26 protein-coding genes and 2 tRNA genes are annotated in these 26,988 nt (G+C 71.0%); 14 read left to right on the forward strand and 14 right to left on the reverse strand.

Annotated elements, in window-relative coordinates; genetic code table 11:
• Nucleotides 1-21: 21 nt before the first annotated feature.
• The 5 genes from IO33_RS0102555 (at nucleotide 22) to IO33_RS0102575 (ending at nucleotide 4,483) form a co-directional block, all read left to right on the forward strand.
• On the forward strand, nucleotides 22-1,077 hold the full coding sequence (locus IO33_RS0102555; RefSeq protein WP_031159627.1) for a 2-aminoethylphosphonate ABC transporter substrate-binding protein: 1,056 nt from the start codon (nucleotides 22-24) through the stop codon (nucleotides 1,075-1,077).
• Between the two features lie 153 nt (nucleotides 1,078-1,230).
• Nucleotides 1,231-2,010, forward strand: coding sequence for an HAD-IIA family hydrolase (locus tag IO33_RS0102560; protein WP_031159628.1), 780 nt, complete (start codon nucleotides 1,231-1,233; stop codon nucleotides 2,008-2,010).
• Between the two features lie 116 nt (nucleotides 2,011-2,126).
• A complete protein-coding gene (locus IO33_RS0102565) occupies nucleotides 2,127-2,684 on the forward strand; it encodes an LPXTG cell wall anchor domain-containing protein (RefSeq protein WP_031159629.1) in 558 nt (185 codons plus the stop codon).
• 9 nt (nucleotides 2,685-2,693) lie between these two features.
• Nucleotides 2,694-3,362 carry a class F sortase gene (locus IO33_RS0102570; protein ID WP_031159631.1) on the forward strand — a complete coding sequence of 223 codons (669 nt, stop codon included), beginning with the start codon at nucleotides 2,694-2,696 and terminating at the stop codon, nucleotides 3,360-3,362.
• Nucleotides 3,363-3,460: 98 nt separating this feature from the next.
• Nucleotides 3,461-4,483, forward strand: a complete 1,023-nt coding sequence (locus IO33_RS0102575) for a glycoside hydrolase family 6 protein (protein WP_031159634.1) — start codon at nucleotides 3,461-3,463, stop codon at nucleotides 4,481-4,483.
• Here the strand turns inward: IO33_RS0102575 and glxA are convergent, their stop codons facing one another.
• The 4 genes from glxA to IO33_RS0102595 form a co-directional block, all read right to left on the reverse strand.
• A complete protein-coding gene (gene glxA, locus IO33_RS0102580; protein ID WP_031159637.1) occupies nucleotides 4,484-6,421 on the reverse strand; it encodes a radical copper oxidase GlxA in 1,938 nt (645 codons plus the stop codon).
• Nucleotides 6,418-8,397: a glycosyltransferase family 2 protein gene (locus IO33_RS0102585; protein ID WP_031159640.1), complete on the reverse strand. Its 1,980-nt coding sequence runs from the start codon at nucleotides 8,395-8,397 to the stop codon at nucleotides 6,418-6,420. Before IO33_RS0102585 ends, glxA begins: the two co-directional genes overlap by 4 nt.
• A 311-nt stretch (nucleotides 8,398-8,708) precedes the next feature.
• Nucleotides 8,709-9,458, reverse strand: a complete 750-nt coding sequence (locus IO33_RS0102590; RefSeq protein ID WP_031159642.1) for a FadR/GntR family transcriptional regulator — start codon at nucleotides 9,456-9,458, stop codon at nucleotides 8,709-8,711.
• Nucleotides 9,459-9,562: 104 nt separating this feature from the next.
• Nucleotides 9,563-9,636 (reverse strand) — tRNA-Lys (locus tag IO33_RS0102595).
• Nucleotides 9,637-9,822: 186 nt separating this feature from the next.
• On the opposite strand from IO33_RS0102595, the gene IO33_RS0102600 reads away from it, so the two are divergent.
• The 4 genes from IO33_RS0102600 (at nucleotide 9,823) to IO33_RS0102615 (ending at nucleotide 13,473) form a co-directional block, all read left to right on the forward strand.
• Nucleotides 9,823-10,887, forward strand: a complete 1,065-nt coding sequence (locus IO33_RS0102600) for a peptidoglycan-binding protein (protein ID WP_051926364.1) — start codon at nucleotides 9,823-9,825, stop codon at nucleotides 10,885-10,887.
• Between the two features lie 120 nt (nucleotides 10,888-11,007).
• The gene (locus tag IO33_RS0102605) at nucleotides 11,008-12,150 is read left to right on the forward strand and encodes an SPFH domain-containing protein (RefSeq protein WP_031159646.1); all 1,143 of its coding nucleotides are present in this window, start codon (nucleotides 11,008-11,010) and stop codon (nucleotides 12,148-12,150) included.
• Between the two features lie 132 nt (nucleotides 12,151-12,282).
• Nucleotides 12,283-12,888, forward strand: a complete 606-nt coding sequence (locus IO33_RS0102610) for a lytic polysaccharide monooxygenase auxiliary activity family 9 protein (protein WP_031159648.1) — start codon at nucleotides 12,283-12,285, stop codon at nucleotides 12,886-12,888.
• A gap of 117 nt (nucleotides 12,889-13,005) precedes the next feature.
• Complete coding sequence (locus IO33_RS0102615) at nucleotides 13,006-13,473, forward strand: DUF3592 domain-containing protein (RefSeq protein ID WP_031159650.1); 468 nt, start codon at nucleotides 13,006-13,008, stop codon at nucleotides 13,471-13,473.
• Between the two features lie 308 nt (nucleotides 13,474-13,781).
• Here IO33_RS0102615 and IO33_RS0102620 read toward each other — a convergent pair.
• From IO33_RS0102620 to ehuB, 6 genes are all read right to left on the reverse strand, one after another.
• Nucleotides 13,782-13,855 (reverse strand) — tRNA-Lys (locus tag IO33_RS0102620).
• An 86-nt stretch (nucleotides 13,856-13,941) separates the two neighbouring features.
• Entirely contained in the window at nucleotides 13,942-14,700 is a 759-nt protein-coding gene (locus IO33_RS0102625; RefSeq protein ID WP_031159652.1) for an IclR family transcriptional regulator, read from the reverse strand.
• A 224-nt stretch (nucleotides 14,701-14,924) separates the two neighbouring features.
• Nucleotides 14,925-15,707: an ectoine/hydroxyectoine ABC transporter ATP-binding protein EhuA gene (gene ehuA, locus IO33_RS0102630; protein WP_031159655.1), complete on the reverse strand. Its 783-nt coding sequence runs from the start codon at nucleotides 15,705-15,707 to the stop codon at nucleotides 14,925-14,927.
• Nucleotides 15,697-16,347, reverse strand: a complete 651-nt coding sequence (ehuD, locus tag IO33_RS0102635; RefSeq protein ID WP_031159658.1) for an ectoine/hydroxyectoine ABC transporter permease subunit EhuD — start codon at nucleotides 16,345-16,347, stop codon at nucleotides 15,697-15,699. Before ehuD ends, ehuA begins: the two co-directional genes overlap by 11 nt.
• Nucleotides 16,344-17,087 (reverse strand): ectoine/hydroxyectoine ABC transporter permease subunit EhuC, encoded by a 744-nt coding sequence (gene ehuC / locus IO33_RS0102640; protein ID WP_031159660.1) that lies wholly within the window; start codon nucleotides 17,085-17,087, stop codon nucleotides 16,344-16,346. Before ehuC ends, ehuD begins: the two co-directional genes overlap by 4 nt.
• The gene (gene ehuB, locus IO33_RS0102645; RefSeq protein WP_031159663.1) at nucleotides 17,084-18,001 is read right to left on the reverse strand and encodes an ectoine/hydroxyectoine ABC transporter substrate-binding protein EhuB; all 918 of its coding nucleotides are present in this window, start codon (nucleotides 17,999-18,001) and stop codon (nucleotides 17,084-17,086) included. Before ehuB ends, ehuC begins: the two co-directional genes overlap by 4 nt.
• A gap of 47 nt (nucleotides 18,002-18,048) precedes the next feature.
• Between ehuB and IO33_RS0102650 the strand changes: the two genes are divergently transcribed.
• A complete protein-coding gene (locus IO33_RS0102650) occupies nucleotides 18,049-18,543 on the forward strand; it encodes a DUF3830 family protein (RefSeq protein WP_031159665.1) in 495 nt (164 codons plus the stop codon).
• Nucleotides 18,544-18,618: 75 nt separating this feature from the next.
• Here the strand turns inward: IO33_RS0102650 and IO33_RS0102655 are convergent, their stop codons facing one another.
• Nucleotides 18,619-19,251 carry a TIGR03086 family metal-binding protein gene (locus IO33_RS0102655; RefSeq protein ID WP_031159668.1) on the reverse strand — a complete coding sequence of 211 codons (633 nt, stop codon included), beginning with the start codon at nucleotides 19,249-19,251 and terminating at the stop codon, nucleotides 18,619-18,621.
• A gap of 51 nt (nucleotides 19,252-19,302) precedes the next feature.
• Here IO33_RS0102655 and IO33_RS0102660 point away from each other — a divergent pair, with 51 nt between their 5' ends.
• Nucleotides 19,303-19,764, forward strand: a complete 462-nt coding sequence (locus IO33_RS0102660) for a MarR family winged helix-turn-helix transcriptional regulator (protein ID WP_031159670.1) — start codon at nucleotides 19,303-19,305, stop codon at nucleotides 19,762-19,764.
• Between the two features lie 123 nt (nucleotides 19,765-19,887).
• Here the strand turns inward: IO33_RS0102660 and IO33_RS0102665 are convergent, their stop codons facing one another.
• Both IO33_RS0102665 and IO33_RS0102670 read right to left on the reverse strand, forming a co-directional pair.
• The gene (locus IO33_RS0102665; protein ID WP_031159672.1) at nucleotides 19,888-21,282 is read right to left on the reverse strand and encodes an amidase; all 1,395 of its coding nucleotides are present in this window, start codon (nucleotides 21,280-21,282) and stop codon (nucleotides 19,888-19,890) included.
• 15 nt (nucleotides 21,283-21,297) lie between these two features.
• The gene (locus IO33_RS0102670) at nucleotides 21,298-22,248 is read right to left on the reverse strand and encodes a D-2-hydroxyacid dehydrogenase (protein ID WP_031159675.1); all 951 of its coding nucleotides are present in this window, start codon (nucleotides 22,246-22,248) and stop codon (nucleotides 21,298-21,300) included.
• Between the two features lie 207 nt (nucleotides 22,249-22,455).
• On the opposite strand from IO33_RS0102670, the gene IO33_RS0102675 reads away from it, so the two are divergent.
• The 3 genes from IO33_RS0102675 to IO33_RS0102685 all read left to right on the forward strand — a co-directional run bounded on the left by IO33_RS0102675 (nucleotide 22,456) and on the right by IO33_RS0102685 (nucleotide 25,179).
• On the forward strand, nucleotides 22,456-23,247 hold the full coding sequence (locus IO33_RS0102675; RefSeq protein ID WP_031159677.1) for a maleate cis-trans isomerase family protein: 792 nt from the start codon (nucleotides 22,456-22,458) through the stop codon (nucleotides 23,245-23,247).
• Nucleotides 23,244-23,975 (forward strand): maleate cis-trans isomerase family protein, encoded by a 732-nt coding sequence (locus IO33_RS0102680; protein WP_031159679.1) that lies wholly within the window; start codon nucleotides 23,244-23,246, stop codon nucleotides 23,973-23,975. Before IO33_RS0102675 ends, IO33_RS0102680 begins: the two co-directional genes overlap by 4 nt.
• A gap of 106 nt (nucleotides 23,976-24,081) precedes the next feature.
• Nucleotides 24,082-25,179 carry an LLM class flavin-dependent oxidoreductase gene (locus IO33_RS0102685; protein ID WP_031159681.1) on the forward strand — a complete coding sequence of 366 codons (1,098 nt, stop codon included), beginning with the start codon at nucleotides 24,082-24,084 and terminating at the stop codon, nucleotides 25,177-25,179.
• On the opposite strand, the gene IO33_RS0102690 is transcribed toward IO33_RS0102685, so the two are convergent.
• Nucleotides 25,158-26,963, reverse strand: a complete 1,806-nt coding sequence (locus IO33_RS0102690) for a putative bifunctional diguanylate cyclase/phosphodiesterase (protein ID WP_031159683.1) — start codon at nucleotides 26,961-26,963, stop codon at nucleotides 25,158-25,160. The two genes, IO33_RS0102685 and IO33_RS0102690, sit on opposite strands and share 22 nt — an antisense overlap.
• Between the last annotated feature and the right edge of the window lie 25 nt (nucleotides 26,964-26,988).

Genomic DNA, 26,988 nt, shown 5'->3' on the forward strand with positions numbered 1-26,988 from the left:
AGGCAAGGAGTTCGCCTCGCCATGCCCAGAAACCGCCTCGCGCTCGCCGTAGCCCTCGCTCTGCTCGCCACCCCCGTGCTGTCCGCCTGCGGCGGTTCCTCCGCCGCCTCCGACGCCAAGGTCGTCACCGTCTACAGTGCCGACGGCCTCAAGGGCGAGAACGGCGACGGCTGGTACGACAAGGTCTTCGCGGACTTCCAGAAGCAGACCGGCATCAAGGTCAAGTACGTGGAGGGCGGCTCCGGCGAGATGGTGCAGCGCGCCGTCCGCGAGAGGAGCAACCCGCAGGCCGACGTGCTGGTCACCCTGCCGCCGTTCATCCAGGAGGCCGACAGCAAGGGCCTGCTGCAGAAGTACGAGCCGAAGGACTCCGACCAGGTCAGCGGCGCCGACAAGGCCGAGGACGGCACCTGGACCTCCGTGGTCGGCAACTACTTCGGGTTCGTCTACAACAAGAAGGAACTGAAGCGGGCCCCCAGGACCTGGGACGAACTGCTCGACGCCACCTACAAGAACAAGCTGCAGTACTCCACCCCGGGCGTCGCCGGTGACGGCACCGCCGTGCTCATCAAGGCCGTCCACGACTTCGGCGGCAAGGAGGCGGCCCTCGCCTACCTGAAGAAGCTGCAGGCCAACAACGTCGGCCCGTCCGCCTCCACCGGCAAGCTCGCCCCCAAGGTCGACAAGGGCGAACTGCTCGTCGCCAACGGCGATGTGCAGATGAACTACGCCCAGTCCAAGACCATGCCGAACCTCGGCATCTGGTTCCCGGCGGGCAAGGACGGCAAGCCCACCACCTTCGCGCTGCCCTACGCGGCCGGCCTGGTCACCAAGGCCCCGCACAGCGAGAACGGCAGAAAGCTCCTCGACTTCATGCTCGCCCGGAAGCAGCAGCAGGAGGTCAGCGAGATCGGCGGCGGGTTCGCCGCCCGCCAGGACGTCAAGGCCACCGACACCAACGCCATCGCCCTCACCAAGGTGATGGACGGCGTCGAGTTCTTCGCACCGGACTGGAACGACGTCGACAAGAACCTCGCCTCGTACGTGGAGGACTGGAAGTCGGCCACCGGCAGCTGAGCCCTCCGGTAACTCGCCGCCCTTGCGGCACCTGCCGCCGAGGTGATCGAGGGGGTACGGATCAGCCAGGTCTGACTAGGCTGAGGGCGTCGGTACGCCGTGGTTCCGGCGCCCCCGCTTTCTTGACCGTACGTACGCCAGGAGACGCACAACATGCCAGACCGCAAGCCGATCGAGTCGTGGCTGACCGACATGGACGGTGTCCTGATCCACGAGGGTGTCCCGATCCCCGGCGCCGACGCCTTCCTGAAGAAGCTGCGCGAGTCCGGGCGGCCCTTCCTGGTGCTGACCAACAACTCCATCTACACCGCCCGTGACCTGCACGCCCGCCTGCGCCGTATGGGCCTGGACGTGCCGGAGGAGAACATCTGGACCTCCGCGCTGGCCACCGCCCAGTTCCTCGACGACCAGCGCCCCGGCGGCAGCGCCTACGTGATCGGCGAGGCCGGTCTGACCACGGCCCTGCACGACATCGGCTACATCCTCACCGACCACGCCCCCGACTTCGTGATCCTCGGCGAGACCCGCACCTACTCCTTCGAGGCGCTGACGAAGGCCGTGCGGCTGATCAACGACGGTGCCCGGTTCATCGCCACCAACCCCGACAACGTGGGCCCGTCCACCGAGGGCGACCTGCCCGCCACCGGTTCGGTCGCCGCTCTGATCACCGCCGCGACCGGCAAGAAGCCGTACTTCGTCGGCAAGCCGAACCCGCTGATGATGCGGGCCGGCCTGAACGCGATCGGTGCCCACTCCGAGACCTCCGCGATGATCGGCGACCGCATGGACACCGACGTCCTCGCGGGCCTGGAGGCCGGCATGCGCACCTTCCTGGTGCTCAGCGGCGTCACCCAGCCCGACGACGTCGACCGCTACCCCTTCCGCCCCTCCCAGGTCGCCGACTCCATCGCGGACCTGGTCGATCTGGTCTGACCAGGGGTTTCCAGGGATTCCCACACCCCGAACCACCCATTCGGAGCAATGGGGCGCCCCCCGAGGATGCGGGGGCGCTCCGGCCGGGGGAGCCTCCTGATATCTGGAGGTTCACGATGGGCTCACTACGCCTCACGTTCTGTACCGGCATCCTGGCCTGCACCGCGCTCGCGCCGGCGGCGCACGCGGCCCCCGCTGCCGACGCGGGCTCGGTCTCCGTGACCCCCGCCTTCCCCGCCCCCGGTTCCGACGTGTCCCTGCAGGTCCGCGGCTGCTCCGGGCAGCAGGCCACCGCCACCTCGGCCGCGTTCGTCTCCGACGCCCGGCTGACCGGCGGCCAGGGCACCCTCTCCGGTGAGACGCGCGTCCGCTCCTCCCTTGAGCCCGGCCTCTACGACGTCCGGATCACCTGCGCCGACTCCGTGATCACCAGAAAGATCACCGTGGGCGGCAAAGGAGCCGCCCAGAGCCAGGAACCCAGCCGGCAGCCCGGCGCCGACGCCACGCCCGTCGCCCCCGTCCGCGCGGGCGGCGGTGGCACCGCCCACTTCGCCACGGTGGCCACCAGTGAGTCCGGACCCGACACCGGCCAGGAGGTGACCGGTCTGGCCCTCGCCGGGATCGCGGCGGTCGCCGTCGGACTCGGCGCCCGCCGCAGCCGCCGTAACCGCTGAAGCGGCCGGATGTCCGACGACCGCGAGCCCGCCACCGGCAGCGGACGGCTGATCACCGGCCTCACCTGGGCGCTGCTGCTGCTCGGCCTGTGGCTGTGGGGGCTCGGGGTGACCGGCACACCGCACGGCACGGGCGACCCCGCCACGGGTGACCTGTTCGCCGTCACCCCCGTCGACCCCGCCCGGCTGCCCCGCCCCGCCACGCCGCTCGGCGACGCCGTGCCCCAGCGGGTCGACATCCCCCAGCTGGGGGTGCGGGCACCGGTGGTGAGCAGGGGCCTCGACGCCCAGGGCGCCGTCGACCCGCCGCCCCTCGACCAACCGGGCGTGGTCGGCTGGTACGGCGCCGGCACCGCCCCGGGCGCCAAGGGTGCGGCGCTCCTGGTCGGGCACGTCGACACCGCCACCCGGCCCGCGGTCTTCTACAAGCTCAGCACCCTCAAGGCCGGCGAGACGGTCCGGGTGGTCCGCTCGGACGGCACGGTCGCCGAGTTCACCATCGACGACGTCCGGGTCCTGCCCCGCGCCGGCTTCGACGCCGACCAGGCCTACGGCCCCCACCGGCCCGGCCGGGCCGAGCTGCGCCTGATCACCTGCGGCGGCTCCTTCGACCGCGCCAGCCACAGCTACACGGCCAACGTGGTGGTCTCCGCGTACCTCACCGGTACCACCCGCTGACCCCCGTACGCCCCGCCACGCGACCTCGTGACGCACCGGCCGGATATGCCACGATTGGCACCCGGACCAGTTCGCCCAGGGGGACCAGGGGGATGCGCATGGACGGCAGCAGGGGGGCCCACCCTTCCGCACGGGTGTCGGCGGCGGCGGTGCTGGGGGCGGCACTGCTGCTCGCCGGATGCTCCTCCGGCGGCGGGGACGGGAGCGGTGACCCGGCGTCCCGGATCACCCAACAGCCCAAGGCGGCCGACCCGTTCTGGGTCAACCCGGACGGCACCGCGGCCCGCCAGCTGGCCGCCTACGCGAAGGCCGGCCGGAAGACCGAGGCCGCGCAGGTCCGCAAGCTCGCCGAGCAGCCGGTGGGGGAGTGGATCGGCCCCGAGAACCCGGAGAACGAGGCCCGCGGCTTCACCGAGGCCGCCGAGAAGTCCGACCGCACGGCCCTGCTCGTCCTCTACGACATCCCGCACCGCGACTGCGGCCAGTACTCCCAGGGCGGTGCCGCCGACGGCAACGCCTACCGCGCCTGGGTCGACGCCGTGGCCAGGGGCATCGGCGACCGCTCCGCGATGGTGGTCCTCGAACCCGATGCCATCCTGCACCTCGTGGACGGCTGCACCCCGGCCGAGTTCCACGAGGAGCGCTACGACCTCCTGCGGGGCGCGATCGCCAGGCTCAAGTCCCTGAAGAACACCAAGGTCTACCTGGACGCGGGCAACGCCGGCTGGGGCCACCCCGACCAGATCTACCAGTCCCTCCAGCAGGCCGGCGTCGACCGGGCCGACGGCTTCTCCGTCAACGTCTCCAACTTCTACTCCACGAAGGACTCCCTCGCCTACGGCAAGCAGCTGTCGTCGAAGGTGGGCGGCAAGCACTTCGTCATCGACACCAGCCGCAACGGCAACGGCCCCTACACCGGCGGCGACCCGGCCCAGCGCTGGTGCAACCCGCCGGGCCGGGCCCTGGGAGAGACCCCGACGACGAAGACGGCCGACCCCCTGGTGGACGCCTATCTGTGGGTCAAGCGGCCCGGCGAGTCCGACGGCACCTGCAAGGGAGGGCCGAAGGCCGGGCAGTGGTGGGCGAGTTACGCACTCACCCTCGCCCGGAACAGCAGGTGATCACGGCACCCTGACCCACTGTGCCGTCGACGGTGTCCCCTGGTCGTCGTCCACGAACAGCATGTACCACCCGGACTGCACCAGGTTGCGGTCCTTCGGGACGGTCACCGTGACCCGGTCGCCGGCCGTCCTGAAGTCCAGCGCGATGGACCGCTGGTCCACGTCCGTCACATGCGTCGACGCACTCGGCCGGATCAACCGCACCTTCTTGATGCCGGCCGCGTGCTTCGACGTGAACGTGCCCGAGGCGCCCCGGGCGATCGTCTGCGGCCCCCCGCTCAGCGTCGGCCGGGAATCCCGGTACAGATAGGGCGGTGTGTAGATCTCGATCCGCTGCTCGAACTTCCCCGGCCTGGTGTTCGCCTTGTCCGCGTACAGCGAGTCGGACCCGAAGAACATCACCCGTCCGTCCGGCAGCAGGATCGACCCGGAGTGGTAGTTCCGCCCCACCAGCGGGTCGGCGACCTGCGTGAAGCTGTTGCTGTCGGGGTGGTACAGCCGGGCCTGCAGGATGTCGGAGTCGCCGCGCCCCCGGTAGTCCTCCGAGCCGCCGGACACCAGAACCGTGTCGTCGGGCAGGATCGAGGACTGCGGATACCGGGTGCCCTTCTCCAGCTCGGGCCCGTCCACGAACCTGGGCGCCTTGGCCTTCAGGTCGATCAGCCGCGTCTTCCTGCTGGACAGCTCCGACTCACCGACGCCGCCACCCCCGATCACCATGAACTTCTCGTTCTGCGCCGGAGGCAGCAGCACGGTCCCGGAGGTCTCCATCATGTTCGGATCGGAGAGCCCGGGCAGCCTGGTGAACTTGTTGGTGCCGACGTCCCAGATCCCGGGGTCGCGGCCCACGTCGTCCGGCCCGTACCCCGCGTTCGACCCCGAGTAGAAGATCTTCCCGTTCTGCATCAGGAACAGCGCCGGATACGTCGGGAACTGCCGGATCTTCTTCGTGTACGTCCACTTCTTGGTCGTGGGGTCGAAGATCTCGTTCTTGCCCGGCACCAGCTGACCGATGTCGTCCAGCCCGGAGACACTGAGGATCCTGCCGTCCGACAGCGTGGTGAGCGTCGGGTACCAGCGGGCCTCGTTCATCGGGTCGACCTTGATGTACCGCTCGGCGACCGGATCGAACTCGTAGGCGTCGCGGATGCCCTGGAAGTCCTTCTTGTCGAGGGCGAGCTTCTGCGCGATGCCGTACGTGTTGCGCGCGTCGGTGCCGGTCAGCCCCTGGATCCGGTAGTTGTCCTGGGTGCCGGTCTCGTACCTGGTGCCGCTTCGCTGCGCCTCGACGTAGATCCGGCCCAGCCCCGGGTCGTTGCGCAGCCAGGCGCCCGTGCCCGGGTCGAACACCTTCTTCGCGCGCGGCACCAGCACCGGGTCCTTGGAGACGAACGTCCTGCCGTTGGTCCTGCCGGTGAACCTGGTGCCCGCGGGCAGCGTGATCGGCTTGTCCGGGTTCTCGTTGTGGACGATCATCAGGCCGCCGGCCTTGGTGACGTCGCCCTTGAGCTTCTCGTAGCGCTTGGTGCCGCCCGCGATCAGCAGATTGCCGTTGGCCAGCTGGGTGTGGCCGGTGCAGAACAGGTCGTTGGGCGTGGGGATCTTCTTGATCGTGCCCTTGACCGGGTCCCAGATCCGGGTGTCGAACTTCTTCTTGTCGAAGTTGTCCTGGTTGTTGCCCGAGCCGGCGACCAGCAGCACCTTGCCGGTGTGCAGGAGCGCCGCGTGGATGGTGTCCTGCCGGTACTCCGGTGGGAACTCGATGATGTCCCAGTGGCCGTTCCCGGCCTTGTACTCGGGTCTGTTGATCTTGTACTGGTGGTACTGCGCGGTGCCGAAGCGGTACACCCACGGCCCGTTCATCCCGGCCAGCGCGAGTACCACCGCCGTCCCGATCGCGAGTCGACGGGCGCGACGGCGGCCTGCCTGGTCCTTCATTCCTTACGTCCCCCAAGTCCGCCAAGGGCGATCTGCATGGACTGCTCGTTCTCCCCGTCCCGGTCGCCCTGCCCGGCGTTCGCCCAGGTGGGCCGCTGCTGCGGCACATGCGGCGCGCGGGCCGCGTACGGCGCCGGTACCGCGTCCTGCGGTTCGGCGACGGCCGGCGCCGGCTTCGGCCTCCTCTTCTCCTGCCACAGCGTGTACTGCCAGGCGAAGATCGGCGAGGCGGTGATCAGCAGCGCGAAGCACGCCCAGGTGATCATCGCGGGGTGGGAGTGCCCGAACACGAAGCCGGCCGCGAGGGAGCCGGCGAAGACCAGGATGAAGAACCAGTGGATCCGGAACGTCCCGAACAGCGTGTCGGGGCTCGCCGATTCGCCCTTGGGCGTCACCACGAACTTGCTCTTGCGGCGCAGTACGGCGTCCATGAGGGAGCGCGCGTAGACCGGCGCGGACAGCGCGGACATCACCATGCCCGCGACACCGCCGGAGCCCTCCGGCTCGTGCGGGGAGACGTTGTGCCGCCGGTTCCAGATGTACAGGCCGATCTGCAGCGCGGAGGCGTTGCCGTACAGCATCAGCCACACGGTCGGGTCGATGTTCACACCCGAGGCGCCCAGGCCCAGGAACAGCGCGCAGCTCAGCGCGGCGAGGATCCAGTTGAGGGCGGACATCGGATAGAAGATGATCATCATGGTGTAGTTGAAGAGCTTGCCCGGCCCCAGCGTGAACAGGCCCTTCCAGTACTGCTTCAGGATCGTCTCGTAGGTGCCCCGGGACCAGCGCAGCTGCTGGGTGAAGAAGTCCGTCCAGGCGTTCGGTCCCTCGCCGACGGCGAGCACGTCCGGGGTGTAGACCGACTTCCACTTCCGCCCTGTCACCGGGTTCTTGGCGCGGTGCATCTCGAAGCCCGTCGCCATGTCCTCGGTGATCGAGTCGTACAGTCCGCCGATCTGCTTGAGCGCCCTGATCCGTACGGCGTTGGAGGTGCCGACGAACATCGGGGCGCCGTAGCGGTTGCCGGCGCGCTGGATCAGGGCGTGGAAGAGGAACTGCTGCGACTCGGCGGCCTTGGTGACGAACGTGTCGTAGTTGCCGTAGACCTGCGGGCCGATGACGAAGCCGACGTCCGGGTCGCGGAAGTAGCCGAGCATCCGCTCCAGGTAGTTGGGCAGCGGCACGTGGTCGGTGTCGACGGAGGCGAAGAAGTCGTAGTCGCCGCCGTGCGCCTCCAGCCAGGCGTTGTAGTTGCCGTGCTTGGTCCTGGCGCGGTGCGGGCCCTTGGGCTGGTTCCACCGCGCGACGCCCTTACGGGAGAAGTGGTGCACGCCGAGCCGGGCGCAGACCTCCTTGACGGCCGGGTCGTCGCCCTCGTCCAGCAACCACACGTGCAGCAGCCCCCGGTGACGGAGCTTCACCGCCGCTTCCAGGGTCTTCGTCACCATCTCCAGCGGCTCCTTGCCGGGCACGAAGGAGGTGAGGAAGGCCACGCGGGTGCCGGCCTCCGGGACGACCGGGACCGGGTCGCGAGCGACGAGTGTGGCGTGCGCGTTGGACAGCACGTTCATGCAGCGGAAGAACTCGATCAGGCCGATCGAGACGAGCATGACGGTGTCGAGCGCCGGCAGGAAGTCGTAGGCCGGGTAGTCGCGTTCGGTCCAGTGTTCGGGCTGGAGCAGCCAGAACAGCAGGACGAGGGAGAGCACGGGGGCCGCGCCCAGCATGAGCGCGGCGCGCACGCGGTGCGGCTCCTGCGAGAGCAGCGAGCGGTACTGCACCGTGTACGGCTTCGTCGGGTCGGGCTGGGTGAGGGGGCCCGCGAGCCGGCTGTAGTGCTCGTAGTCGTATCTCGGCAGGCTCTTCCTTATCCGGCGGAACTGGCCCGTCCGGTGTGTGACCGCCCTGAGCTGTGTGGTCTGCGAGTCGTTGTGAGCGTGGCTCGGTCCGGCGCCCGGCGGCGTCGACGACGTCATGAGTCATTCCCCCCACACGCAGGTCACCGCGTGTTTCGTCGGTCCTCTTCCGCCCGGCAGGCTCCCCTTAAGCCCGCGCGCGGATCAGTGGTGGCTGCCATACCCACGTCTTCCCCACGTTATAGACACGGGACGGCGAGCTTCCGGTTGCATGATGCCCCCCTCGGCATCGATTCATGAGCGGGGCCCCCTCCCCGCCTGCGGGCAACCGCTTGATTCCCCCCAACTGCCGTCAGACAGCGGCAGGTTGAATGTCCAGGGTTCTACGGCGCTCCGCATGATCGCAAGATGCGAAACGCGGTGTTTACCGGTCAAACCCGTTCATTGTGGCGCGGGTGGGGCTCGGGAGGCCGGGGTGCGCCGGTGGTCTCGGGGGACCGCGGCGCGCCGCTGGTGGAGAGGCGGACACGGATGTTGCCGAAGTGGTCCCTTATGGCCTCCTCCGCCCGCAGCGAGTCGCCGGACCGGACCGCGTCCAGGATCTCCCGGTGCTGGCGGCAGGTGACCCGGGGGTCCTGCGGCACCTCCACCAGATCCCGCTGCACCCGGTGGAAGGCGTCCCAGAACGCCTCCAGTACCTCGCTCAGCAGCACGTTGTCCAGCCCCCGGTAGAGGGTGGCGTGAAAAGCGCGGTCGGTCTCGGCGAGGCCGGCTCCCTGTGCGGCCTCCTGTTCCATACGGTCCACGAGGGCGTCCAGTTCAACGAGGTCCGCCTCGGGCAGCCGCCCGGCCAGCCGCGAGACCAGTCCGGTCTCCACGGCCTCGCGCAGCTCCAGCAGCTGCAGCAGGGACTCCTCGCCCCGGTAGTGCCCGGCGACGGTGCGGAAGGCCAGCCCCTCGATCATGGGTGCGAACGACATGGAGCCGACGTACGTCCCGAAGCCGTGCCGGATCTCCACGATCCCCATCGCCTGCAGCGCCTTCAGGGCCTCGCGCACCGAGTTCCGGCTCGCGCCGAGGTACTCCATCAGCTCCGGTTCGGTCGGCAGCGGGGCGCCCGAGGGCAGCCGCCGATCGATGATCAGCTTCTTGATGCGCTCCTGAAGGTCCCGGGCTGCCATGGCGAGAGGGTATCCGGCCAATCGGGGGGACGGCCCGGTTCCGGACAGGGGGATGTCCGGGTGTGCGAAAGGCCCCCCGCTTTCGCGAGGGGCCTTCCGGTCGGTGCGCCGCCAGGGACTCGAACCCCGGACCCGCTGATTAAGAGTCAGCTGCTCTAACCAACTGAGCTAGCGGCGCCTGCTGACAGAGAGAACTCTACCCGACCTTTCGGGGTGCCTCCGACCATCCAGGGATGGCCGGAAGGCCTCCCCTGGGGCCGCGTACATCGTTCGGACCGTCAAAGTGGCGGCCGGATGGACAGTTGAGAAACTGATCATCGTGCACAAGCGCGGACAAAACACCCCCGAATGTGAGGTAGATCGCATGACCACTCCGGTGTTCGAGGAAGTCGAGCCCGCGAGGGACTGCGACTGCCCCGGTTGTGTCGAAGGACGACGGGCGAGCCCCCGCCCGTCGTCCGGCCGACAAGGCGGCCGCCCGGCGGCGTGCGGAATCGTCGTCGTGGCCGCCGCGTCGGCCGTACTCGGCGCGGTCACCCCGGCCGCGGCCGTCACCCCCGCCCGGCCCGCCGGGCACCGTCCCCACGTCCCCGCCGACGGCGAGCCCGAGACCCCCCAGGGCGGCAGGTCCCAGCTGCACGGCGCGGCGGGCAAGCCGGTCGCGCCCGCCGACGTCCCCACTCCCGCGACCACCCGGGCCGACATCATCAAGCGGGCCAAGGTCTGGGTGGCCGCACAGGTGCCGTACAGCATGTCGGACTACTGGTCCGACGGCTACCGGCAGGACTGCTCCGGCTACGTCTCCATGGCCTGGAACCTGGGCACCAACGAATGGACCGGCAGCCTCGACCAGTTCGGCGTGAAGATCACCAAGGAGGAGCTGCAGCCCGGGGACATGCTGCTCTTCCACAACCCCGACAACCCCGAGAAGGGCTCCCACGTGGTGATCTTCGGCGGCTGGACGGACACCGCGCACACCACCTACACGGTCTACGAGCAGACGCCCCCGCACACCCGCAGCCAGCCCACCCCGTACCCCTACTGGAGCAACGCCGACAAGTACGTCCCCTACCGCTACAAGGGCGTGACCGCCGGCACGGCGGACGCCGAGCGGGACGACGGCAAGGCGAGAGTCCCGGGCCGGCCCGCCTCGCACCGGGTGCCCGGCTATCCCGGCCGGAGCCTGTTCCGCCCGGGCGCGGAGAACCCGTACGTCACCCAGCTGGGCCGCCGGCTGGTGAAGAAGGGGTTCGGCAGGTTCTACGCCGGCGGCCCCGGCCCACGCTGGGGCGAAGCGGACCGGCGTGCCGTGGAGGCCTTCCAGCGTGCTCAGGGCTGGCGCGGCGGCGCCGCGGACGGCTACCCGGGGCCGGAGACCTGGCGACGGCTCTTCATGGAGGCGGACCCCGGCCACGAGAGTGGCGGCTGAGCGCCTGACCGTGGCGGCCGCTGCCCGGCCGCCACGTCCCGCCCTCACCCGCACCACCCCCTGTCCATCCCCCTGTCCACCCCCTTCATGACGTATCTGGCGCGGAGGCTGGAGGAACGCATGAGTACGACCACGTCACACACACCGCCCGAATCCGAGGGGCAGCCGGAGGGCGGTCCGGTGCCGGGCGGGCGCCCGGCCCGGCTGATCCAGAACGAGGTGACCACCGAGATCCCCGTCCATCTGCTCTTCCGTGACGATCCCGACCCCCTCAACCCGGTGAAGGTGCCGCTCAAGCCCGCCGTGGTGGGCCGCCGCCAGGGCACCGGTGAGCAGCCGCGCCTCGGGCGCCCGGCGCCGGTGCGCCGCCGTCCGCTGCCGGAGGTCGACGCGGCACTGGTCGAGCGCCCGGGGCGGGTGCTGCCGGGGATGGCCGGACTGCTCGCCGGGGCCTGCGGACTCACCGGATGTCTGGCGACCTCCTGGTGGGCGGGGCTGCTGCCGTCGGCCGCGCTGGAGGCGCTGGGGCTGCCCGCCTCGGCGGCCGCGGGTCTCGGCCCGGCGCAGTGGGCGGCGTACGCCGGGGCCGGGGCGCTCGGGATGTTCGGCTTCGCCGGGCTGGCCCGGGGGCGGACCGGGCGGGCCTGGGTGCTCGGGATGTTCGGCGGCTACCGGGGGACGGTCCGGCGCACGGGGCTGCTCTGGGTGAATCCGCTGTTGCGCCGCCGCCGGGTCGATGTGCGGCTGCGGCACTGGCGCAGCGAGGCGGTGCCGGCGGCGGATCCCGAGGGGATGGCCCTGCGGGTGACGGTGCTGGTGGTGTGGCGGGTGCGGGACACCGCGCGGGCCGCGCTCGGCCTGGAGGACCACGAGACGTATCTGCGCGAGTGCGTGGAGGCGGCGCTGGCCCGGGTGCCGGTGGAGCCGGCGGGTGGGCCGCGGGGCGGGGTGACGGCGGCCGGGGACGCGCTGACCCGGCTGGTGGCGGAGGAGACCGCGCCGGTCGGTGTGGAGGTGTTCTCGGTGCAGCCGGTGCGGGTGGAGTACGCCCCGGAGGTCGCCGCCGCGATGCACCGGCGCAGGATCGCCGCGCTGGACGCCCGGCAGCGGGCGAGTGTGCTCAGCTCGGTGGTGGACTCGGTGGAGGACACGGTGACCCGGCTGACGGTGCGCGGCCTGGTGGAACTGGACGACTACGAGCGCAAGGCGCTGGTGAAGGACCTGACGGTCGCCTTCTGCTCGGGGCGGGGGGAGCCGCTGTAGCGGGCGATCACCGGAACTCCACGGCGGGCGTCGTTTGTATGGACACAGTCAATGGCCGGTAATAATCTGACACTTGGTCTAGACCTACCTGCACAGCTCATCGAACTCCCCACGTTCTCCAGGAGCGGCAGTATGCGCACGAGGACCAAGTTGTCCGCGGTCGTGCTGGGCGCGGTGACCGCCGGAGCGTTCGCGCTCTCCAGCGGCGCCGCCAGCGGGCACGGCTACACCGACCTCCCCATCAGCAGGCAGAAACTCTGTGCCAACGGCACCGTGACGGGCTGCGGCGACATCCAGTACGAGCCGCAGAGCGTCGAGGGCCCCAAGGGCTTCCCGGCCGCGGGGCCCGCCGACGGCCAGCTCTGCAACGGCGGTCTGAGCCGGTTCGCCCAGCTCAGCTCGCCGGTCACCCCGTCCGGCGGAGCCTGGCCCACCACCAGGGTGACGGGCGGCCAGTCGTACACCTTCCGCTGGCAGTTCACCGCCATGCACGCCACGACGGACTTCAAGTACTACGTCACCAGGCAGGGCTGGAACCAGAACCACCCCCTGTCCCGCTCGGACCTCACCCTCACCCCGTTCCTGACGGTGCCGTACAACGGTCAGCGCCCGCCGCAGACCCTCAGCCACAGCGGCACCCTGCCGACCGGGCTGAGCGGACACCACGTCATCCTCGCGGTGTGGACGATCGCCGACACGGGCAACGCGTTCTACGCCTGCTCGGACGTCACCTTCTGACGGCCGTACCGCCACAGCACGGAAACTGAGGTTCCCTTGAGGCGGGCCGGCCCTACCGCCGGGTACGTTCCTCGCACGCCGGCCGAGCGGGACGGCGTACGACCTCGGGGGAACCTCATGTTCGAGCTGCTTTTCTATGCCGTGCCCGCGCTCATGATCACCCTGGCCGTCTTCGGCCTGGTCAGGCTGCTGCGCCGGTCGCGGGAGGTGCGCCGGGCGTGGAACGGCGGACTGACGGCCGAGGCGCGCTGCCTGCAGACGTACACCACGACCAGCGGCGGCGGCGGTGAGACCTCCGTGAGCACGACGCTCCACCATGTGTACGAGTTCACCACCCGCGAGGGCCGTACCGTGCGCTTCGAAGAGGGCAACGGGCCGGGGACGCGGATCGTCGGCGACGTCGTCACCGTGTACTACGCGGCGGAGCATCCCGAGCGGGCGACGGCGCACGCCCCGGCGCGCGGGAAGCTCGCCGCCGAATCCGGCTGCATGGTGGCGTTCTTCGGCGTGTTCATCGGGGGCTGCGTCCTCTTCATGATCACCGCCCACGCCGCGTTCTCGATGGCGGACGACTTCCTTCCCTAGCCTCCCGATCTGATGGCGTGCCAGCCACCGTGTGCCCCGTGGATTCCACGGCGCGCACGGTCGCGGAGCTGGTCGCGGCCCGGTGGGGGGACCACCGGCCGGGGCCGGTGTGTGAGGCGCGAGTGCTGACCCAGCACGAGGTGGCCACGGGTGCCGCCGCGGCCGTCGCCGTGTACGGGGGTCCCTGCTCAGGCGTGAGGGGTACCGATCCGGTGTGGTGGAGGCCACCAGGGGAGACCTCGTACCGGCGCCTCGCCGCGGAGAACGCCGAAGGGCCCCTCGCTTTCGCGAAGGACCCTTCGTCCATGTGCGCCGCCAGGGACTCGAACCCCGGACCCGCTGATTAAGAGTCAGCTGCTCTAACCAACTGAGCTAGCGGCGCATGACTCTCGCCTCCCGCGGATTTCTGCCCTCCGCGGCTGGCGACGAAGAAAATACTACCTGGTCCCCAGGGGTGCTCGTGACCACCTACAGGGCCAGGGACAGCAGCACCGGTGTCGCGCTCCGGTTGAGCGTGTCCGCGGCCTGCTTCAGCCGGTGCGCGTGCTCCACGGGAAGCGACAGCGCCAGACAGCCGACCGAGGAGCCCGCGGTGATCGGGACCGCGGCGCAGACCGTGCCGACCGCGTACTCCTGCAGGTCCAGCACCGGCACCGTCGGCGGCTGGGACTCCAGGCGGGAGAGCAGCAGCTTGTCGCTGGTGATGGTGCGCGAGGTGAGGCGCGCCATCTTGTACCGGGAGAGGTGGTCGCGGCGGGCGTTGTGGTCCAGCTGGGTCAGCAGGCTCTTGCCGACGGCCGTGGCATGGGCGGAGCAGCGGAAGTCGACCCACTCGTTGACCGCCGGGGTGGTGGGCCCGGCGGCGTACTGGGTGACCTTGACCTCGCCGTCGACGTACCGGCTCATGTAGACCGCCGCGCCGACCGAGTCGCGCAACTGGTCCAGGGTGTGCTGGAGCTTCTCGCGCAGGGCCCGCTCGCGATCGTGCGCGGAGGTGAGGCGGCGCAGGGTGTCGCCGGTGACGTACGCCCCGTCGGTGATCTGCTCGACATAGCCCTCGCGGCGCAGCATCCGCAGCAGGGCGGTGAGCCGCTCGGAGCCGAGGCCGGTGCGGCGGGCCAGCTCGGTGTCGGTGACGCCGGCGGAGTGGCGGGCGACGGTCTCCAGCACGCGCAGCGCGTCCTGGGCGGAGTGGTACGGGGCGGTCGGCTCGTGCATCAGCGCCACGGTGGTCTCCCCCTGCGCTCGCCTGTCTGTTCGCCTGTCGGTAGCCGCGAGATCCGGTCGGCGGATCGCTACCACGATAACGGGCAAACCCCCTGCCGGGAGAGGGGGTTGGCGAGATTGTTCCGCTCGCCGTCCCCTCTCAGCTGCGGGCAGATCCGTTGGCATATGCCACGGGTATGACCCAGCGGCCGGACCTCGGTATCGTCCGGACCCGGCCGCCGCGGTCACAGCACCGCGCTGAGGAATTCCCGGGTCCGGTCCTGCTCCGGGTCGGTGAAGATCTTCTCCGGGGAGCCCGACTCGATCACCCGGCCTTCGTCGAACATCAGGACCTGGTCGGAGATGTCGCGGGCGAAACCCATCTCGTGGGTCACGCAGAGCATCGTGATGTCCGTGCTGCGGGCGATGTCCCTGAGCAGGTCGAGCACGCCCGCCACCAGCTCCGGGTCGAGGGCGGAGGTCACCTCGTCCAGCAGCAGCACCCGGGGCCGCATCGCCAGTGCCCGGGCGATCGCCACCCGCTGCTGCTGCCCGCCGGACAGCCGGGTCGGCTTCGCGTCGCACTTGTCGGCCAGTCCCACCAGGTCCAGCAGCTCCCGGGCCCGCTCCTCGGCCTCGTCCCCGGACATGCCGAGGACCTGCACCGGGGCCTCGGTGATGTTGCGCAGCACGCTCATGTTCGGGAACAGGTTGAACTGCTGGAACACCATTCCGATCTTCTTGCGGACCTCCCGGACCCGTTTCTCCGGCGCCGGGAACAGCTGGTCCCCGTCGACGGTGATCGTGCCCTCGTCCGGCCGGGTGAGGGTCATCAGAAGTCTGAGGATCGTGGTCTTGCCGGAACCGGAGGGGCCGATCAGGGTCACGTGCTTGCCCGGGTCGACGGTGAAGCTCAGATCGTCGAGCACGGTGTTCGCGCCGAACCGCTTGGTGATGTTCGCGAGGCGGATCAGCTCGCCCGGCTGGGCGTCGGACAGGGACGGCTGCGGATGGGTCTCAACGGACAAGGCGACGCTCCAGGGCTCGCAGGAGAAGGGAGGCCAGGTAGGAGATGAGGACGAAGGCCACACCGATCACCGTGATCGGCTCGGTGAACTGGAAGTGCTGCTGCGAGAAGAGCCGGGCCCGCTGGAGCATCTCCGGCACGGTGATCAGCATCAGGATCGGTGTGTCCTTGAGCATGGCGATCACGTAGTTGCCGAGGGCCGGCACCACCCTGCGGATCGCCTGCGGCAGGATCACCGCGGTCCAGGTCCGCCGCCGGGGCAGGTTCAGCGCGGTCGCCGCCTCCCACTGGCCGGCCGGGACCGCCTCGATACCGGCCCGGTAGACCTGCATGGTGTACGTCGAGTAGTGCAGGCCGACCGCGAAGACGCCGGTGGCCAGCGCCGAGAACGTCAGACCCCACTCGGGCAGCACATAGAACAGGAAGAACAGCTGCACCAGCAGCGGGGTGTTGCGCACGAACTCCGTGACCACCCCGACCGGCCAGCGCACCCACCGCGGCGGCGTCCGGATCAGCAGCGTCCACACCAGGCCGAGCGTGAAGGACACCAGCGAACCGAGCGCGAGGACCTGCAGCGTGACCAGCAGCCCGTGCCAGAACGCCGGCATGAAGTCGCCGACGGCGTTCCAGTCCCACTTCATGCGGCACCCCCGCCCATGCCCACGCCGCCCGCGGCGCCCACGCCGGTCGTCTGGGCCCGCTTGAGCTCACGCGCCGCCCACTCCGTCCCGGGGTCCTTGCCGACCCCGGCCTTCAGCCGCTTCTCCAGTCCGCGCATCAGCCGCGTCAGCACGAAGGCGATCGCGAAGTAGATCACCAGGACGTAGGTGTAGATCTCCGCGCTCTGCTGCAACGCCAGCCGCACCAGGTTCGCGCTGAACGTCAGATCACCCATGCCCATGACCGACACCAGGGCCGTGCCCTTGAGCAGCTCGACCAGCAGGTTGCAGAAGGTCGGGATCATCTCCGGCACCGCCTGCGGCAGCACGATCAGCCGCAGCCGCTGCCAGGGCGTGAAGCCGAGCGCGATCCCGCCCTCCTTCTGCGCCGGGTCCACCGCGTTCAGCGCGCCGCGCACGATCTCCGAGCCGTACGCGCCGTACGTCAGCCCCAGCGCCAGCGTGCCCGCCCACATCGGCACCAGCTGCCAGCCCACGGCGACCGGCAGCACGAAGTACACCCAGAAGATCATCACCAGCGCCGAGGTGCCGCGGAACACCTCGGTGTAGAAGCCGGCGACGAAGCGCACGATCCACAGCCGGTGGGTGCGCGCGACACCGACGACGAACGACACCGCCGCGGTCAGCAGCGCGCTGAACACCAGCAGCTGGACCGTGGTCCAGACGCCCTTGAGTACGAGGTCCCACAGTCCCGGGGTCATCCGCCGCACAGCTCCTTCGCGGTGAGGCCGGTCATCTCGGCCTTGGTGAAGCCGAACGGCCGCAGGATCCGGAACAGTTCGCCGCTCTTCTTCAGCTTGCGCAGCTCCCCGTTGAAGGCGTCCCGCAGGCTCGTCTCGGCCGGCCGGAACGCGAACGCGCCGCCGTCGACGTGCGGTGTGCCCTTGACCAGCGGCGCGAACGGCCGTGTGGCCTCCGCCTTGGCGGACTTCTTCACCACCTCCCGCGTGGTGAGCGCCGTACCGGCGAACACGTCGACCCGGCCCGCCTCGACGGCGTTCAGCCCGGCGACCTGGTCCGGGACGATGAGGATGTCGCCCTCCTCGTACCCGGCCTCGACCGCGTACTGGATCTCGGCGTATCCGGTGCCGGTGGCGAACTTCGCCTTCTTCGCCACGACATCGCGGTAGGAGTGCAGCCCCAACGGGTTCCCCTTGCGCACGATGAACGAGTCCAGCATCTGGTAGTCCGGATCGGCGAAGATCACCTGCTGGCAGCGCTCCGGATTGACGTACATCCCGGCGGCCACGACATCGAACTGCTGCGAGTTCAGCCCCGGGATCAGCGAACCGAACTCGGTGGGCACCGGCTGCACCCGGCCGACCCCCAGCCGCTTGAAGATCACCTTCGCCAGCTCGGGGGCCTCGCCGGTGAGACGGCCGTCCTTGTCGATGTACCCGAACGGGACCTCGCCGGCGATCCCGAGCCGCACGACGCCCTGCGCGCGGAGCCGGTCCAGCAGGTCACCGCCCGCCTTGCCCGAGGCCGCGGCCACCCGCGTGCAGCCCGCCGCGCCCAGCGCACCGAGGGCGGCGAGACCACCGAGCACGGACCGCCGGGTGCGTCTGTGTTCCGCCCGAATTGTGTGTACGTCGTTCCCAAGTGGTGGAGCCATGGCGGCGCGGCTACCCAAGCGCTCTGCGGCTATGCACCCTTGTTCTCATGGCCGATCGATTCGTCACCGTCTCGCTCGACAAGCGGGACGTGCGCTGCACGGCACGACTGCTGGACGACCGCGCGCCCCTGACCTGCGCGGCGGTCTGGCAGGCGCTGCCCCTCACGGGCGAGGTCTACCACGCCAAATACGCCCGCAACGAGATCTACGCCCTCTTCCCGCCGTTCGCCTCCACGGAACCCCCACTGGAGAACCCGACGGTCACCCCGATTCCCGGCGACCTCTGTTACTTCTCCTTCGCCGGCACCGAACTCGGCACGAACGCCTACGGCTACGACCGCGAGGTCCGCCCCGGCACCACGGTCGTCGACCTGGCCCTCTTCTACGAGCGCAACAACCTGCTGCTCAACGGCGACGTGGGCTGGGTACCCGGAATCGTGTGGGGCCAGGTGGTGGAGGGCCTGGAGGCGATGGCCGAGGCCTGCAACGACCTGTGGCGCAGCGGTGCGGCGGGGGAGACGCTCAGTTTCCGCCGGGCGTGAGGGCGGGGAAGGTCCGGTCCCCGGCCCTTCCTTGTCATCCGGGCCGAGGTGTGGGGCGCCGTCGGGGTCCCCGGCTCACCGACGGGCCGAAGCGTGACGCGGTGGAGGAGCCCAGGAGGGGGACCGGCCGAGGTGGAGCAGGATGCGGGGCAGGGGGTTCCGGGCGATGGACCGGGAAAGGGGCGGGGCGAACGCGGCGCCCGGCCGTAGCCGGTGAGCGCCGTCCGGGACGGCGAGCGCGATGGGGAGGGCCGCGTCCGGGAGGCCGGGGGCGGGGGTGAAGGGGACGTCGAGAGCGCGGGCCGCGTCCCAGGCGTGCACCACGTAGTCAAGGAAGTGGAAGCCGATGGCCCGGACCGCGGGGAAGGCGGATCCGGTGCCGAATTCCGGCAGGGTGAAGTCCTGGTCCGCGGAGCGCACTTCGGCGAAGGCCTCGATGACCGCTTCCGCGGCGGTCATGTACCGCTCGATGGTCTCCGGCCCCGGATGCTCGGCCTTCCACAGCGCGGGGTCGGCGCCTTCCCCTCGTGCCGCTGCCGCGAAACCCCGGTGCTGGACCGTCATGTGTTCGAGCAGCTCGCCAAGATTCCACGCCGCGCAAGGGGTGGGACGTCTGAGGTCGTCCACGGTCGCGTGGCCGACCACGGTGACGCTGTCGCGTACGGCGCGGGTGTCCAGGTCCCTGAGGGAGGATAATTTCGTATGCATCTGCTTACGGTAAGCAGGTGTTTATGGTCTGTCAACGAGTATGGTCTCCTCATGGCTGGAGACACCGGATCGGAAAGGCGCCCCGACCTCGCGGCCATGATCGTTCCGCTGGGTCGCGCGCTGGTGGCCGCGGAGCTGCCGGTACTGCGCGAGCACGGGCTGACGATGTGGGCCTATGGGGTGCTGCTGCGGCTCGACGACGAACCCGTACGCACCCAGGCCGCGTTGGCCCGGGACATCGGTGCGGACAAGACGCGGATCATCGGCGTCCTCGACGACCTGGAGGAGCGCGGGCTCATCCGTCGACAGCCCGATCCGAGCGACCGGCGCGCTCGTCTGCTCTCGCTCACCGCGCAGGGGCGCCGGGTGCGCGACGCGGCGCAGTCGGCGATCCAGGAGCGGGAGGAGCGGCTGCTGGCGCGGCTTTCGGAGGAGGACCGGCGTGGCTTCCTGCGCGCTCTGCAGGCACTGGCCGCCATGCCCCCCGCCGAGATCACCGGAGAGCCCAGCTGATCCTGAGGACCGGTCCTCGGCGCCCGGCGGGCTGACGCCCCGGCACCAGCCCGCCCGGGTCTCCTGTCACCAGGGGTACCGCAAGCTCTCGTCCCGGCGGGTCGTTCGCGCCCGATCCAGCGGTCACGCAGAGCGAAGGCTCTGAGCCACCCCAGCCTCGTACAACGCATGCGCAGCCCTGAGCACCAGGTCGTCCCGGTGCCGGGCCGCGACGATCTGCAGGCCCACCGGCAGCCCGTCCCCGTCCGTCCCCACCGGGACGCTCGCCGCGGGCTGCTGGGTGAGGTTGAAGGGGTAGGTGAAGGGGGTCCACCCCGTCCAGCGCCGGAAGGCGGAGCGGGCCGGCACCTCCGCCCCCGCCTCGAACGCCGTCACCGGCAGGGTCGGCGTCACCAGCAGGTCGTAGCGCTCGTGGAAGCGGCCCATGCGCCGGCCGAGGTCCATGCGGACGTCCACCGCGGCCAGGTAGTCCAGCGCGCTGTACCGGGCGCCCCGGACGCAGATCTCCCGCAGGCCGGGGTCCAGCAACTGGCGGCGGCGCGGGGAGAACCGCTCGGTGAGACGGGCCGCGCCGCTGAACCACAGGGTGTGGAACGCCTCCAGCGGCTCACTGAAGTCGGGGTCGGTCTCCTCGACGTACGCGCCGAGGTCGGCGAGGGAGGCCACCGTGCGCCGTACGGCCGCCGCGACCGCCGGCTGGACCGGCACCTGCCCGCCCAGCGACGGCGAGTACGCCACCCGCAGCCCGTGCACCCCGCCCTCCAGGGCCGCCACGAAGGACCTCTGCGCCACCGGCAGCGCCGACCAGTCGCGGGGGTCGGGCGCGGCGATGACGTCCAGCAGCAGGGCCGCGTCGGCCGCGTCCCGGGTCATCGGGCCCACATGGGACAGGGTGCCGAACGGGCTCGCCGGATACAGGGGCACCCGGCCGTACGTCGGCTTCAGCCCGAAGATCCCGCAGAACGCGGCCGGGATGCGGATGCTGCCGCCGCCGTCCGTGCCCAGTGACAGCGGCCCCGCGCCGAGCGCCACGGCCGCCGCGCTGCCCCCGCTGGAGCCGCCGGCGGTGCGCGAGGGGTCGTGCGGGTTGCGGGTGACGCCGGTGAGCGGCGAGTCGGTGACACCCTTCCAGCCGAACTCGGGGGTCGTGGTCTTGCCGAGGAACACCGCGCCGTGCTCGCGCAGCCGGGCCACCGAGGGCGCGTCCTCCTGCCAGGTCCCCTGCTCGGAGACCGCCCTGGAGCCGCGCAGGGTCGGGTGGCCACGCAGCAGCAGGAGGTCCTTCACCGTCACCGGCACCCCGTCGACCAGCCCGGCCGGTTCACCGCGCCGCCAGCGCTCAGCCGACTCCCGCGCCCGTGCCAGCGCGTCCTCCTCGGTGAGCCGTACGAACGCGTTCACCTCCGGCTGACCGCGCCGCGCCCGCTCCAGGGCCTGCTCGGTCGCCTCCACGGGACTGAACTCGCCCTTGCGGTACCCCGCGAGGAGCTGGACGGCGGTGAGGTCGGTGAGCTGCATGCACCCTCCAAGAGGTCAGTGCCCGGGTACGTAGCCACGCTGTTTGTCGACGACGTTCACCAGTGATCTGCCCGCCGCCCACCGCTCGTACAACTCCACGAACTGCGCGCCCAGGTCGTCCCGCCAGCCGACCGTGTCCCCGCTCATGTGCGGGGAGACGATCAGCCCCGGCAGCGTCCACAACGGGCTGTCCCCGGGCAGCGGTTCGGCGGTGAACACGTCCAGTGCGGCTCCCGCGATCCAGCGCCGGGTCAGCGCGTCGGCGAGGGCCTCCTCGTCCACCAGGGCGCCCCGCCCGACGTTCACGAAGAACGCCGACGGCTGCATCACGCCGAACCGGCGGCGGTCGAACATGCGGTACGTCTCCTCGGTGAGCGGCGCCGCCGCGATCACCCAGTCCGCGCGGGAGATCAGCCGGTCCAGGTCCGCCGGGCCGTGGATGCCCGTCCGCGGCACCCGCCCGACCAACGCCGTCGTCACGCCGAGGGCCTTCAGGGTCCGTACGATCGCCCGGCCGATCGGACCCGAGCCGACCACGCACGCGCGCGTGCCCGCCACCCGCCGGCCCTCCCGGTGCCGCCAGACCCGCTCCCGCTGCAGCTCCAGCGTGCGCGGCAGGTCCTTGGCGACCGCCAGCACCAGGGCCGTCACGTACTCGGCGATCGGCTGGTCGAAGATCCCGCGCGCGTTGGTCACCACCGTGTCGGACCCGGCGAGCTCCGGGCACATCAGATGGTCCACGCCCGCGCTCGCCGTGTGCACCCAGGCCGGCCGGGGCCCGTCACCCGGCCATGCCTCGCGCACCGCGTGCGAGGTGAAGTCCCACACCAGCAGGACGTCCGCCTGCGGCAGCCGCTCGGCCAGGTGCGCGGCGTCGGTGTGCACGATCCGGGCGCGGCCGGTGAGCCGGCCGAGCCGGGGCGGCGGCTCGGCGTCCAGGACGAGGACGGTGGGGAGGGTCGTCATACGGGGCGGCTCCCGGCGTCGGACAGGCGTCTGACGTACGCGTGACACAGCGGCGTGGCACGGTGGCGTGACATGCGCGGTGAGAAGCGCGGTGACAGGCACGGTGACATGCGCGGATTGACCACGCTCGCACCCGAATCTACCTTCGTCAACACGGGCGTACTCGCGATCCGTTACCCACTCGTCTCTCACCGTGAGGCCAGTGCCATGGACGTCTCCTTTCTCGGCGGCCCCCGCCCCCAGCGCGGTGTCGGCGTGGTGGCCCCCTTCGACTTCGCCCTCGACCGCGAGCTGTGGCGCTGGGTGCCCGACGAGGTGTCGCTGCATCTGACCCGGACCCCGTTCGTGCCGGTGGAGGTGAGCCTGGACCTGGCCCGGCTGGTCAGCGAGCACGAGACCCTCGGTGACGCGGTGCGTGCGCTGACCGCCGTCGCGCCCGAGGCCGTCGCCTACGCCTGCACCTCCGGCAGCTTCGTCGGCGGGATCGCCGGGGAGCGGGCGATGCGCGCGGCGATGAGCCTGGCGGGCGCGCCCCCCTCCGTGACGACCTCCGGCGCGCTGCTGGAGGCGCTGGACGAGCTGCGGATACGACGGGTCGCGCTGGTCACGCCGTACACGGTGTCGGTGACCCGGGCGCTGGAGGAGTTCATCGCCGAGGCCGGCGTCCAGGTCAGCGGGTGCGCCTTCATGGGGCTGACCCGGCACATCTGGCAGGTGCCGTACCGGGACGTCGTCGCCATGGCACGGCGGGCGGTGGTCCGCCCCGGAAGCGCCGACGCGCTGTTCATCTCCTGCACCAACCTGCCGACGTACGACGTGATCCCCCAGCTGGAGGCCGAGCTGCGCATTCCGGTGCTGACCGCCAACCAGGTCACGATGTGGGCTGCACTGCGCCGGCTGGGTACCCGGGCCGTGGGGCCCTATCAGGCGCTGCTGGACGAGGCCGCGCGTGCCTGGCCTCCCGTACTGCCCGAAGAGACGCAGGAAGGCTGGACATGACCGCACTCGGATTCCTCTACCCGGGCCACTCCGCCGAGGACGACTATCCACGCATCGAGCAGCTCCTGGGCAGCGACATCCGGGTGGACCTGGTCCACACCGACATCGGCGAGGACGCGCACCGGGTGGCGACGCTGCGCGAGATGGGGTCCGCCGAGCGGCTCGCGGCGGGCATGGAGGCACTGCGGCTGACCGGCGCCGAGACGGTGGTGTGGGCCTGCACCAGTGGCGGCTTCGTGCACGGCTGGGAGGGCGCGCAGGAGCAGGTGCGCACCCTCGCCCGGCTGGCCGGCATGCCGGCGTCCTCGACGTCGTTCGCCTTCGTGCACGCCGCCCGGGAGATCGGCGTACGGCGGGTCGCGGTCGGGGCGACGTATCCGCAGGACGTGGCCGCGCTGTTCGCGGACTTCCTGCGGGCCGGGGGCCTGGAGGTGACCGGGATGCGCGCGTCCGGGATCGTCACGGCCGCGGAGGTCGGTACGTGGGGCGAGGAGGACGTGCTGACGCTGGCCCGCGCGGCCGACGTCCCGGACGCGGAGGCGGTACTGCTCCCGGACACCGCCCTGCACACGGCCGCGCATCTGTCGCTGCTGGAGAAGGCGCTGTCCAAGCCGGTGCTCACGGCGAACCAGGTGTCGGTGTGGGAGGGGCTCAGGCTCGCGGACCGGCGGGTGAACGCGCCGACGCTGGGGACGCTGTTCACGAGGGAGCCGATCGTGCAGGTCTGAGCGCCTCGCGGAACGACCGGAGACCCGCCTCACGGAATAACCGGAGACCGTCTCCTGTTAAGTGCGGGCAGGACAGCGCCCACGCCACGAACAGGAGGCCCACACCGTGTCGGCAGACGAGGCAGACGAGATCCGGGGCACGACGCACGGGACCGCCCCCGCCCCCCTCTCCGTACTGGACCTGGTGACCGTCGGCGCGGGCAGTACCGCGACCGACGCCCTGCGCACCAGCGTGGCGCTGTCCCGGCTGACGGAGTCGCGCGGCTTCCACCGGTACTGGGTGGCGGAGCACCACTCCATGCCCGGCGTCGCCTCCTCCTCGCCCGCCGTGATGCTCGCCCACCTGGCCGCCCACACCGACCGCATCCGGCTCGGCTCGGGCGGTGTGATGCTGCCCAACCACGCCCCCCTGGTGATCGCCGAGCAGTTCGGCACCCTGGAGGCGATGGCGCCGGGGCGGATCGATCTGGGCCTGGGGCGGGCGCCGGGCACGGACGGCGCCACGGCCGCGGCCCTGCGCCGCACCGACACCCTGAACGAGGGCGCCGACGACTTCCCGGAGCAGCTCGCGGAACTCGTCCGCTTCCTGGACGACGACTTCCCCGACGGGCACCCCTACCGCCGGATCCACGCCATCCCCGGCCCCGTCCAGGCCACCGCCCCCGGCGGCGTCCAGTCCCCGCACCGGCCGCCCGTCTGGCTGCTCGGCTCCTCCGGCTTCAGTGCCCGCCTCGCCGGAATGCTGGGCCTGCCGTTCGCCTTCGCACACCACTTCTCCGCGCAGAACACCATCCCGGCCCTGGACCTGTACCGGCAGACCTTCCGCCCCTCCGCCGTCCTCGACGCGCCGTACGCCCTCATCGGTGTCTCCGCCCTCGCCGCCGACGACGAGCGGGAGGCCCGCCGCCAGACCCGCGCGGTGGCCCTGAACATGCTCCGGCTGCGCACCGGCCGCCCCGGCCTCTTCCCCGACCCGGAGGAGGCCGAGAAGCACGAGTTCAGCCCGATGGAGGAGGAGTTCATCACCTCCTGGACGGCCAACATCGTGCACGGCACCGCCGACGAGGTCCGCTTTGGCCTGGACGACCTGCACAAGCGCACCGGCGCCGACGAGCTGATGCTCGTCTCCCACGCCCACCGCGGTGAACTGCGCCTGCGGTCCTACGAGCTGATCGCGGACGCCTACGGGTTGCCGACCGCGTAGGTCTGCTCGCCGAGGAGTTCGGAGATACGATCCGGCGGCACCGGGCGGGAGTACAGCCAGCCCTGGCCGGTGTCGCAGCCGATCCGGCGCAGCCGGGTGGCCTGGGCCGAGGTCTCCACGCACTCGGCGGTGACGGTGATGCCCAGCCGGTGGGCGAGCTGGATCATCGCCTCCACGATGACCTCGTCGGCGGGGTTGGGCGTGCTCGCGGGGTTCTTGTCGGCCTCGTACTGGAAGCCGCGCACGAAGGAACCGTCCAGCTTCAGCGTCGAGACCGGCAGCCGGCTGAGGTAGGCGAGGTTCGAGTAGCCGGTGCCGAAGTCGTCGATGGCGATGCGGACGCCCATGTCGCTGAGGGCCTGCAGGGCCTGCAGCGGCCGGCCGGCCGAGCCCATCACCGCCGACTCGGTCAGCTCCAGCTGGAGCAGGTGCGGGGCGAGTCCCGTCTCGGAGAGGGTCTTGGCCACATCGGCCACGAGGTCCGAGTCCCACACCTGCCGTACGGCCACGTTGACGCTGACGAAGATGGGCGGCTCCTCGGGGTGGTCCAGCTGCCAGCGGCGGGCCTGGCGGCAGGCGGTGGCCAGCGCCCAGCGGCCGAGCTGCACGATCGAGCCGTCCTCCTCGGCCAGTCCGATGAACCGATTCGGCGTCAGTGTGCCGAACTGAGGATGATTCCAGCGGATCAACGCCTCGACCCCGGAGAGACGGCCGTCCTCCATGCCGACCAACGGCTGGTATTCGAGCGCGAATTCGTTGCGGTCGATGGCGGGGCGCAGAGTGGACGAGAGGGCCTGACGGGTCATCCGGTGCGCGTTGCGCTCGGGGTCGAACAGGGTCCAGCGGGCCTTGCCGTCGGCCTTCGCCCAGTACAGGGTCGTATCGGCCGCCTGCATCAGGCCCGTGGCCGTCGTACCCGCCGCGTGCCGCTCGACGACACCGATGGACGCCGTCAACGACAGCCGCTGCCCGGCCAGGTCGAAGGGGTCCTCCAGCGCCTTCAGCGCCGACTCGGCGAGCTCGGCGAGCTGTTCGGTGCCGGTGGAGTCCTCCACGAGCAGGGCGAACTCGTCGCCGCCGAGCCGCGCCACCAGCGGGGTCACGGCGCGGGCGTAGCCGGCCTCGTCGGCCACCCGGGTCAGGCGCTCGGCGACGGCGGCGAGCAGCCGGTCGCCGACGCGGTGGCCGAGGGTGTCGTTGACGGCCTTGAAGCCGTCGAGGTCCAGATAGCACAGGCCGATCCGGCCGGTGCCGCTCTGCTCGTACGACTCCGCCTCCAGCGCGGCCGACAGCCGCTCGAAGAACAGCGTGCGGTTGGGCAGCCGGGTCACCGGATCGTGCATCTGCAAGTGCCGCAGCCGCGCCTGGAGTTCGCGGCGGGCACTGATGTCGGCGACGGACAGCAGCACCCCGGCCTCCCCGCTCAGGGGGGCCACGGTCACCTGCACCCACACCGAGTGCCCCTCGGGATGTTTCAGCCGGCGGGTGCAGCGCAGCTTCGCCTGCCGGCCGCGCAGCACCTCGCGGTAGGCGTGCCAGCTGCGGGTGTCCGAGGACAGGTCCACCAGATCGGCGGCGACCCGCCCGGTGAGCGTGGCCGGATCGGTGCCGAGCAGCTCGCCGAAGGCCGCGTTGGCGCCGGTGACGAGTCCGGCGCGGTCCACGACGGCCATGGCGAGCGGGGCCGTCGCGAAGACACGTTGGTAGGTGGTGTGGTCACTGTCTGTGACGGCTGACCGGTCGAGGTCTGCCGCGGGCGTCGGCCCTTCGGACGTTCCGCTCACCGCTCGCTCCCGCAGTGCACTCGAT

It is taken from the genome of Streptomyces durhamensis (assembly GCF_000725475.1).
GTDB lineage: Bacteria > Actinomycetota > Actinomycetes > Streptomycetales > Streptomycetaceae > Streptomyces > Streptomyces filipinensis.